This is a genomic window from Xanthobacter autotrophicus (genome assembly GCF_029991245.1).
Lineage (GTDB): Bacteria > Pseudomonadota > Alphaproteobacteria > Rhizobiales > Xanthobacteraceae > Xanthobacter > Xanthobacter autotrophicus_C.
In genome coordinates this window covers 1-9878 of the sequence record NZ_JAIVFO010000158.1, presented here as the reverse complement: position 1 = coordinate 9878, position 9878 = coordinate 1, and the positions used below count along the sequence as shown (strand labels likewise).

General features: G+C 71.4%; 8 protein-coding genes. All 8 read left to right on the top strand.

Annotated features, from left to right (window positions below; translation table 11 throughout):
* Window positions 1-15 precede the first annotated feature (15 nt).
* On the top strand, window positions 16-1323 hold the full coding sequence (locus K9U41_RS19630; RefSeq protein WP_282642543.1) for a bifunctional folylpolyglutamate synthase/dihydrofolate synthase: 1308 nt from the start codon (window positions 16-18) through the stop codon (window positions 1321-1323).
* Between the two features lie 173 nt (window positions 1324-1496).
* A complete protein-coding gene (locus K9U41_RS19625; RefSeq protein ID WP_282642542.1) occupies window positions 1497-1622 on the top strand; it encodes a hypothetical protein in 126 nt (41 codons plus the stop codon).
* A 136-nt stretch (window positions 1623-1758) separates the two neighbouring features.
* Window positions 1759-2472: a response regulator gene (locus K9U41_RS19620; RefSeq protein WP_282642541.1), complete on the top strand. Its 714-nt coding sequence runs from the start codon at window positions 1759-1761 to the stop codon at window positions 2470-2472.
* Window positions 2469-3803 carry an ATP-binding protein gene (locus K9U41_RS19615; protein ID WP_282642540.1) on the top strand — a complete coding sequence of 445 codons (1335 nt, stop codon included), beginning with the start codon at window positions 2469-2471 and terminating at the stop codon, window positions 3801-3803. The genes K9U41_RS19620 and K9U41_RS19615 overlap by 4 nt, the downstream gene beginning before the upstream one ends.
* Before the next feature lie 156 nt (window positions 3804-3959).
* Window positions 3960-5519 carry an efflux RND transporter periplasmic adaptor subunit gene (locus K9U41_RS19610; protein WP_349237860.1) on the top strand — a complete coding sequence of 520 codons (1560 nt, stop codon included), beginning with the start codon at window positions 3960-3962 and terminating at the stop codon, window positions 5517-5519.
* Window positions 5520-5528: 9 nt separating this feature from the next.
* Window positions 5529-8765 (top strand): efflux RND transporter permease subunit, encoded by a 3237-nt coding sequence (locus K9U41_RS19605; RefSeq protein WP_282642538.1) that lies wholly within the window; start codon window positions 5529-5531, stop codon window positions 8763-8765.
* A 12-nt stretch (window positions 8766-8777) separates the two neighbouring features.
* Window positions 8778-9152: a hypothetical protein gene (locus K9U41_RS19600; RefSeq protein WP_282642537.1), complete on the top strand. Its 375-nt coding sequence runs from the start codon at window positions 8778-8780 to the stop codon at window positions 9150-9152.
* A 62-nt stretch (window positions 9153-9214) separates the two neighbouring features.
* A partial coding sequence (locus tag K9U41_RS19595; protein WP_282642536.1) for a multicopper oxidase domain-containing protein occupies window positions 9215-9878 on the top strand: 664 nt, incomplete at its 3' end.

Sequence of the window (9878 nt, the reverse complement as noted above, 5' to 3'; positions counted from 1 at the left end):
TCCAGCAGCCGCCCCATCCGCGCCACCGACGAGATCCTCACTCGCCTCGCCGCGCTCCATCCCAAGAAGATCGACCTGTCCCTGGCGCGGATGGGGCGGCTGCTGGATGCCCTCGGCAATCCGGAGCGGCGGGTGCCGTCCACGATCCATGTGGCCGGCACCAACGGCAAGGGCTCCACCATCGCCTTCATGCGCGCCATGCTGGAGGCGGCGGGCCAGCGGGTGCATGTCTATACCTCGCCCCATCTGGTGCGCTTCAACGAGCGCATCCGCCTCGGCGCGCCGGGGGGCGGCGTGCTGGTGTCGGATGCCGCCCTCGCCGAGGCCCTCGACCGGACCGAGACCGCCAATGCGGGCCATCCCATCACCCTGTTCGAGATCACCACGGCGGCGGCCTTCCTGCTGTTCTCCGAGCATCCGGCCGACGTGCTGCTGCTGGAGGTGGGCCTCGGCGGCCGGCTCGACGCCACCAATCTGGTGGCCGAGCCGCTGGCGAGCGTGATCACCCCCGTCTCCATCGACCATGTGGATTTTCTCGGCACCTCGGTGGAAGCCATCGCCGGTGAGAAGGCGGGCATCATCAAGCCGCGCCGGCCGGTGGTCGTCGGCTCGCAGGTGCCGGAAGCCCTCGCCGTCATCGAGCGGGCGGCGGCGAAGAAGCTCGCCCCCCTGTTCGTGCGCGGCCAGCAGTGGAATGTCAGCGAGGAAGCCGGCCGGCTCGTCTATGCCGACGAGGACGGCCTGCTCGACCTGCCGCGCCCCCGCCTCGTGGGGCCGCACCAGATCGACAATGCGGGCCTCGCGGTGGCGACGCTGCGGGCGGTGAAGCTGCCGGCGGCCCATGAGGCCGGGATCCTGCAGGCCGACTGGCCGGCCCGCCTCCAGCGCCTGCCCTTAGGGCCGCTGGTGGCGAGGGCGCCGGCCGGCGTGGAGGTGTGGCTGGACGGCGGGCACAATGCCGCCGGCGGGGCCGCCCTCGCCCACGCCCTGTGCGAGCTGGAGGAGCGTTATTCGCGCCCCCTCGTGCTCATCCTCGGCATGCTGGGCACCAAGGACGTGACCGGCTTCCTCGCCCCCTTCGCCGGCCTCGTGCGGGAGGCCATCGCCGTGCCGGTGCCCGGCGAGCATGCCGGCCTCAGGCCGGAGGATGTGGCGGCCGCCGCCATGGGGCTCGGCATGTCGGCGCGGGTCGCCCGCGACGTGGGCAGCGCCCTCGACAGCATCGCCCGCACCTCGCAGGTACCGCCGCCGCGGGTGCTGATCTCCGGCTCGCTTTATCTCGCCGGGGCGGTGCTTGCCGCCAATGGCGCCGAGCCGGCCTGATCCCGCCTCAGGCTCAGGCAAACATGCCGGCGTAGGTCCGGCGGCGGCGCGGAACGGGCATGCTTTCGCGGCCGACGCAGAGGCCGAACGGCTTCAGGCCGTCGAGGGACTTCAGGGGCTACCCGGGCGGCCGGTTCCTTGGGCTTCACCTCGTCATCTACGGCGTGGTCCTGATGATCACCGTGCTTTACGTCCCCAAGGGCCTCGTCGCGCCCGTCACCGCGCTGGCAAACCGCCAAGGCGGGGAACATCTGGAGGCCCTGAGCGCCCAAGATGCGATCGCGGCCGCGGCGGAGTAGAGTGGTTTCGGACGAAGCGGAGACTTATATACCCCCCAAGCCAGACGTCTTCCCGCTGAAGGCGAGACTGAGAGCGCGATCCGGCCGGATCGGACCAATCTGATCGGACACCGCGTTCTCCAGGAGCAGGTCGCCCGTGTTCCCCGAAGGCCATATCCTCATCGTCGACGACGACGCCGAGATTCGCCGCCTTGCCGGCAAGTTCCTGCGCGAGCACGGGCACAAGGTCACCGCGGCACAGGATGCCCGCGAGATGCGCGACGCGATGGGGACCGGCGCGGTGGATCTCATCATCCTCGACATCATGCTGCCCGGCGTGAGCGGGCTGGACCTGTGCCGGGACATCCGCCGCACCTCGAACGTGCCCATCATCATGCTCACCGCGCGCGGCAGCGACGTGGACCGGATCGTGGGTCTGGAGCTTGGTGCGGACGACTATCTGGCGAAGCCGTTTAATCCGCGCGAACTGCTCGCCCGCATCCATGCGGTGCTGCGGCGGATGCGGCCTTCGGGCGGCGCTGAGGCCTCCGCCGGCACGCTGCTCGCCTTTTCCGGCTGGGGGCTCGACACCCGCCGGCGGGAGCTGACCAATCCCGAAGGGGTCGTGGTGGATCTCTCCACCGGTGAATACGACCTGCTCCTGACCTTTCTCGACCATCCCCAGCGGGTGCTGACCCGCGACCAGCTGATGGACGCCGCCAAGAACCGCACCGCCACCGGCTTCGACCGCGCCATCGACATCCAGGTCAGCCGGCTGCGCAAGAAACTCGAGTCCCACGGCGCGCCGGAGATGGTGAAGACCGTGCGCGGCGCCGGCTATTTCTTCGTTCCGCAGGTGGAACGCTCGTGATCCGCGCCCTGATCCGCGCATCGGACAGCCTTGCCGTGCGCACCGCCGTGGTGGCGGTGCTGGGCATCGTCGTCGTGCATGTGCTGAGCCTGTGGACCTACGAGCACGCCATGGAGCGCGAGCGCCATGCGGCCCATGCTATCCGCCTCGCCGACCAGATCGTCGCGCTGCGCCGGTCGCTGGCGGCAGCGCCGCCGGAAAGCCGCGAGGATGTGGCCCATGAGCTGTCCGGCGGCGCCATCGACGCCCACTGGAGCCGGGAGGCCATGGCCGCATCCGGCCCCCATGCCCCGCAGGGATGGCAGCGCCTCGCCGACGACGTGCGCACCCTGGCGCCCGACCTCGGGCCGCAGGATGTGCTGGTGGGCGCGGGCACCGACCCGCACCTCAGCCTCGTCGCCGTGCGCCTTCCGGACGGCAGCTGGCTGAACGCCCGCCTGTTCGCCTCCGTGCCGCAGGCGGCCGGGGCGCACGGCTCGGTGCTGTCCACGACCCTCATGGCGTCGGGCGTGCTGCTGCTGTCCCTCGCCATCGCCGCCTGGCTGACGCGCCCGCTCAGGGCCATGGCGCGGACCGTCGCGGCCCTGCCGCCGGACGCCCCGCTCGTGCAGCTCAAGGAGACCGGCCCGACGGAGGTGCGGGAGCTGGCCCACGCCTTCAACGGCATGCAGGCCTGCATCGCCGAGCTGATGGAGCGGCGCACCCAGGCCCTCGCCGCGGTCTCCCACGATCTGCGCACGCCCATGACGCGCCTGCGCTTCCGCATGGAGGACGTGGGCGACCCGGTCCTGCGCGAGGCCATGGCGGCGGATGTGGCGGAGATGGAGCAGATGGTGGACGCCACCCTGTCCTACCTGCGGGGCGAGGCCAGCGAGGAGCCGGTGCGCCCGCTCGACCTCGTGGCGCTGGTGGAGACGCTGGTGGACAATGCCCGCGACCGGGGCCTTGCCGCCGATCTTTCCGCGCCGCCGCGCCTGGTGGTGGCGGGCCGCCTCGTCAGCCTGAAGCGGATGGTGTCGAACCTGGTGGAGAACGCCCTCCTCTATGGGGGTGCCGCGCATGTCGTGCTCGCGGAGGAGGGCGCCGAGGCGGTGCTGACGGTGCGGGACGAAGGCCCCGGCATTCCGCAGGACCAGCTCGCCGCCGTGCTCGAGCCCTTCGTGCGGCTCGAATCCTCGCGCAGCCGGTCCACCGGCGGGGTGGGGCTCGGCCTCTCCATCGCCCGCGCGGTGGCGGCCGCCCATGGCGGCACGCTGACCCTCGCCAATGGCGCAGGCGGCGGGCTCGTCGCCACCGTGCGCCTGCCCAAGGTCCAGCCTGAAACAAACTGATACAGAAGCGATACGCGGCGTGACAGCCCGTGCGCTATCTGGCTCCCGTACCGGATCGAGGATCGGACGGGTTGAAGGATGGCGTGCCATTTCGTGCGGAGAGCAGGCCTTGGGTCGTGCGCCCTTCTCGCCGGCCTGATGCTGGCGATGGGCGCTATGGCGCACGAGGGCCACGACCATGGGGCGCCCACAACGCCCCAGGTAACGACGCTTGCTCCCCGCACCGAGGCCGCCTCCGATGAGTTCGAGCTGGTGGCGGTGCTGCGCGACGGCATGCTCGCCATCCACCTCGACCGCTTCGCCGACAACGCGCCGGTAGAGGGCGCGACCATCGAGATGGACACCCCCGAAGGCGCGCAGACCGCAAGGCCGACGGAGCCCGGCACCTATGTGGTGCCCGCGCCCTTCGCCGCGAAACCGGGCGCGCACGATCTCGCCTTCACGGTCACGGCCCGCGGCACGGTGGACGTGCTCGCCACGACGCTCACGGTGCCTGCGGCTTCGGTGCCGGCTGACCCCCGTGCCACCGCGCCGGCAGCGCTGGCGCTGCTGGCCGGGTCGCAACTGGGCTTGCTCGCGGGCGTCGTCATCGGATTTCTTGCAGCCGTGCTCTTGATGTCTCTGCGGCAGCGCACGACAGCGCTTGTTCTCGCCGCCGGTCTGGGGCTTGCCGCATCGCTGCCGCCGGATGCGCAGGCCGCCGATGCGCCGAAGCCTCCCGCCCGCGATGCCGCCCAGCGCCTGCCGGACGGCTCGGTGATCGTGCCGAAGCCGAGCCAGCGCATCCTCGGCGTGCGCACCATCGTCACGGCATCCGCCAGCCATGCCCGCATCGTGGAACTGCCCGGGCGGGTGGTGCCCGATGCCAATGCCAGCGGGCTGGTGCAGACGGCGGTGGGCGGGCGTCTGGCGCCGCCACAGGGCGGCTTCAAGCCGCTCGGCACAAGGGTCGCGGCGGGCGACATCCTCGCATTCGTGCACCCGCCCATCGGCGCCTCGGACCTCAAGGACCTGGAGCAGCAGGGCTTTGAGCTGGACCAGCAGATTGCCATCGTGAAGCGCCGCTACGAGCGCCTGTCGGCCATCCAGAACGCCGTCACCCGCCGCGAGGTGGAGGAGACGGAGATTGAGCTGAAGGGCCTCCAGACCCGCCGCGCCACGCTGGAGCGGGTGCAGCGCGAGCCGGAGGCGCTGCGTGCGCCCGTCGCCGGCGTCATCGCCGCTGCCGATGCGGTGGCCGGGCAGATGGCGGACCCGAGCACGGTGGTGTTCCGCATCATCGACCCCGACCGGCTGTGGGTGGAGGCGCTGGGCTTCTCGCCGGATGCCGGCCGGTCCGGCGCGTCGGGCCGGCTGCCCGATGGCCGCTCGGTCACCCTCGTCTTCCTTGGCGCCGGCATGTCCGACCGTGGTCAGGCCGTTCCGCTGCAGTTTTCCGTCACTGCGGGTGCCGAGGGGCTGCGCCCAGGCCAGTTTCTCACGGTCCTCGCCGAGGCCGGCGCCCCGCGCACGGGCATCGCCATCCCCCGCACGGCGGTGGTGCGCGGGGCGAACGGTCAGGCCATCGTCTACGAACATGTCAGTGCCGAGCGCTTCGTGGCGCGCGATGTGAAGACGGACCCCCTCGATGCCGGCCGCGTGCTGGTGGTGGCCGGCCTGCCGCCCGATCGCCGGGTGGTCACCGAGGGTGCCGAACTCATCGACCAGATCCGCTGAGGCCGGCCGATGTTCACCTTCCTCGTCACCCAGTCCCTCAACAACCGCCTGCTGGTGCTGGCGCTATCCCTCGTGCTGGTGCTCACCGGCGCCTATGCGGTCACCCGCCTGCCGGTGGATGTGCTGCCGGACCTCAACCGGCCCACCGTCACCCTCATGACCGAGGCGGAGGGCCTTGCCCCCGCCGAGGTGGAACAGCTCGTCACCTTCCCGCTGGAGACGGCGATGAACGGCCTGCCGGGCCTCATCCGCCTGCGCTCGGTCTCGGGGGTGGGGCTTTCGGTGATCTATGTGGAGTTCGATTTCGGCACCGACATCTTCCGCGACCGCCAGCAGATCGCCGAGCGCCTCGCTTTGGTGCGGGACCGGCTGCCGGCGAACGTCGCCCCGCAGATGGGGCCCATCAGCTCCATCATGGGGCAGATCCTGATGTTCGCGGTGACGAGCGACACCGCGTCCCCCATGGCGGTGCGCGAGGCGGCGGACTTCATCATCCGCCCGCGCCTGCTCGCCATTCCCGGCATCGCGCAGGTCATCCCCATGGGCGGGGAGGTGCGGCAACTCCGGGTTTCGCCGGACCCGGCGGCCCTGCGCGCCCACGGCATCTCCCTCGATGCGCTGGAACAGGCGGTGGCGCAGTTCGGCACCAATTCCGGCGGCGGTTTCGCCGACCATGGCGGGCGCGAGTTCCTGATCCGCAACATCGGCCGCACCCTCAGCCTCGACGACCTGAAGGGGCTCGTGTTGCCCCGCCCCGGCGGCGGCACCGTCTTTCTGCACCAGGTGGCGCAGGTGGACTACGCGGCCCGCCTGAAGCGGGGCGATGCCGGCTACATGGGCCGGCCCGCGGTGATCGTCTCCGTGGAGAAGCAGCCGGAGGTGGACACCATCGCCCTCACCCGCACGGTGGAGGAGGCGGTGGCCGACCTCAACCGCACGCTGCCCGACGGCATCCGCATCTCGCCGCCGGTGTTCCGGCAGGCGGACTTCATCTCCGCCTCCATCGGCAACGTGGAAAAGGTGCTGCTGGAGGCCATGGCGGTGGTGGCCGTGGTGCTGTTCGCGTTCCTGCTCAACTGGCGCACCACCTTCATCTCGCTCACCGCCATCCCGGTGTCGATCCTTGCCACGGCCCTCGTGTTCCACGCCTTCGGCCTCTCCATCAACACCATGACACTGGGCGGCCTCGCCATCGCCATCGGCGAGCTGGTGGATGACGCGGTGGTGGACGTGGAGAACATCTCCCGCCGCCTGCGGGAGAACGCGGCTGCCGGGACCCCAAGGCCGGTATTCGACGTGGTGGTGACGGCGAGCCGGGAGGTGCGCTCCGGCATCGTCTATGCCACGGCCATCATCGTGCTGGTGTTCGTGCCCCTGTTCGCGCTGCCGGGCATCGAGGGGCGGCTGTTTGCGCCGCTGGGGCAGGCTTATATCGTCTCGATCCTGGCGAGCCTCCTCACCTCCATCACACTGACGCCGGTGCTCGCGTTTTACCTGCTGCCCGCGCTCAGCCGGCATGGGAAGCGGGAGGGCATGCTGGTGCGCGGCCTGAAGCGCGGATACGCCGGCCTGCTCGCCGCCGCCTTCCGCCATCCGCGCCTCGTGATGGGCGCCGCCGCGCTGCTCTTCCTCGCGGCGCTGGCCGCCGCCGCAGGCCTGCCGCGCGCCTTCCTGCCGCCCTTCAACGAGGGCTCGCTCACCATCTCCATGTCGTTCCGGCCCGGCGTCTCGCTGGCCGAGAGCCACCGCATGGGCCTTGTGGCCGAACAGCTCATCCTGGAGGTGCCGGAGGTGAAGGCGGTGGGCCGGCGCACCGGCCGCGCCGAGCTGGACGAGCATGCCGAGGGCGTCCACGCCTCCGAGATCGAGGTGGACCTTATGCCGACGGCCCCGGTCTTTGACCGGCGCCGAGAGGGCTTCGCTCAGGCGCCGCGCGGGCTGACCCCAATGGGCGATGGGTTAAGCTCGTCGCCCATTGGGGTCAGCCCCTCCGCCCGCAGCCGGGCGCAGATCACCGCCGACATCCGCGACCGCCTCTCGGTGCTGCCGGCCGCCTTCAACGTGGGCCAGCCCATCTCCCACCGGCTCGACCACATGCTCTCCGGCGTGCGGGCCGAGATCGCCCTGAAGCTGTTCGGCGACGACCTCGACACCCTGCGCACCACGGCGGAAGACCTGCGGGGGCGCCTCGCCGGCATTCCCGGCCTTGCCGACCTGCAGGTGGAACGGCAGGTGCGCGTGCCGGAAGTGACCGTGCGCGTGGACTATGGCCGCGCCGCCCTCCACGGCCTCCAGCCCGCGCAGGTGACGGATGCGCTGGAACGGCTTTCCAACGGTCGCGTGGTCTCCCGCCTCTTGGACGGCGCGCGGCGCTTCGACGTGGTGGTCCGCCTGCCGGATGCGGCCCGCACCACCCAAGGGCTCACCGACCTTCTCATCGAGACGCCCTCCGGCTGGGTGCCGCTCTCGCAGGTGGCCGAGGTGACGGAGACGGACGGGCCGAACCAGATCCTGCGCGAGGGCGGACGCCGGCGCATGGTCGTCTCGGCCAACACCTCCGGCGGGCGCGACGTGGCGGCGGTGGTGGCCGACATGCGTGAGGTGATCGCGGCGACGGCCCTGCCGGCCGGCATCTCCGCGAGCCTCGAGGGCAGTTTCGCCGCGCAGGAGGAGTCCATGCGCACCATCGGCGGCCTGTCCGCGGTGTCGGCGCTGCTCGTCTTCGCGCTCCTCTACAGCCGCTACCGTTCCGCCCTGTTCGCCGCCATCATCATGGGCAGCGTGCCGCTGGCGCTCATCGGCGCGGTGGGCGCGCTGTGGATCGCCGGGCAGCCTTTGTCGGTGGCCAGCATGATCGGCTTCGTGACGCTCACCGGCATCGCCGCGCGCAACGGCATCCTGAAGATCAGCCACATCATCAATCTCGCCATCGCCGAGGGCATGGCGTTTGGCCCCGCGCTGGTGATGCGCGGCAGCCTGGAGCGGCTGACACCGGTGCTGATGACGGCCGCGGCCGCCGGCATCGCTTTGCTGCCGCTCATGAGCGGGGCCGAGGTGCCGGGCAAGGAGATCCTGCACCCCGTCGCCATCACCATTTTCGGCGGCCTGGTCAGCGCCACGGTGCTCGACGCCGTCCTCACCCCCGTCCTCGTCCTGCGCCATGGCCGCCGCCCGCTGGAGCGGCTGGTGGCGGCGGCGCGGGAGACGGCCCCCGCCACTGCCGCCGCCCGCGCGGACGCCTTCTGACCGGAGCCTGCCATGATCTTTCGCCGCTTTCTGCCGGCCGTCCTCAGTCTCCCGCTGGTCGCCCTGCCGGCCCTCGCCCACGAGCCCGGCGCGGGGGCGAACGGCGGGGTGCGGGTGGATGCCGGCCATTACCACGCGGAGCTGGTGGCCGACGGCACGCCCGCCGTCTCGCTCTATCTCAGCGACGGGTCCGACAAGCCGGTTCCGGCGGACGGCTTCAAGGCCAACGCCATCCTTGTGGTGGACGGCAAGGCCCAGCGCTTTGCCCTCGCGCCCGGCGGCGGCAACCGCCTTTCCGGAACGGCGCCGGTCGCCGTCCCAAAGGGGGTGAAGGGGGTGGTCCAGATCTCCGCGCCCGACGGTGCCTCCGCGCAGGCCAAATACTGAAAGCCGCCCGAAACCCCTTCGCTTCGCCTCGTCTGCCCGGCGACGCACCAAAGAGGCCGACCATGACCCGACCCATGTTCCCATCCGCCCTCTCCCGCCGCACCGTCCTGGCCGGCGGCGCGGCGCTCGGCGCCCTCGCCGTCTCCGGCGGCTGGAAGAGCGCCTTTGCGGCTCCGCTGCTCACGGTGGAAAGCCTCACCCTCGACGTCAACGGCAAGGCGGCGAAGGTCTTCGCGGTGAAGGGCCCATCCGGCGAAGGTCTGTTCGCGAAAGAAGGCGACCGGCTTACCGGCGCGGTGCTCAACGCCTCGCAGACCCCGGTGGCGATGCACTGGCACGGCCAGATCTTTGCCCCGCCGGACCAGGACCGCGCCCGCCCCAATGGCGGCGAACTGGCCCCCGGCGGCACCGACCAGGTGGATTTCCGCCTCACCCCCGGCACCCACTGGATGCACGCCCACACCTTGAGCGAGCAGCAATTGCTCGCCGCGCCCCTCGTCACCCGCGAGGCGGACGCGGGCGATGTCCAGGACGTGGTGATGATGCTGCACGACTTCTCCTTCCGCAGCCCCGAGGAGATCCTGGCCGGGCTTGGCGGCGCCAACGCCGCCGGCGGCCACGGTGCCCACGGCATGGGCCGGCAGATGCAGGGCATGCCCGGCATGGCCATGCCGGGCATGAACCATTCCGCCATGGGCGGGATGGGGGCCATGGGCGGGGCGATGC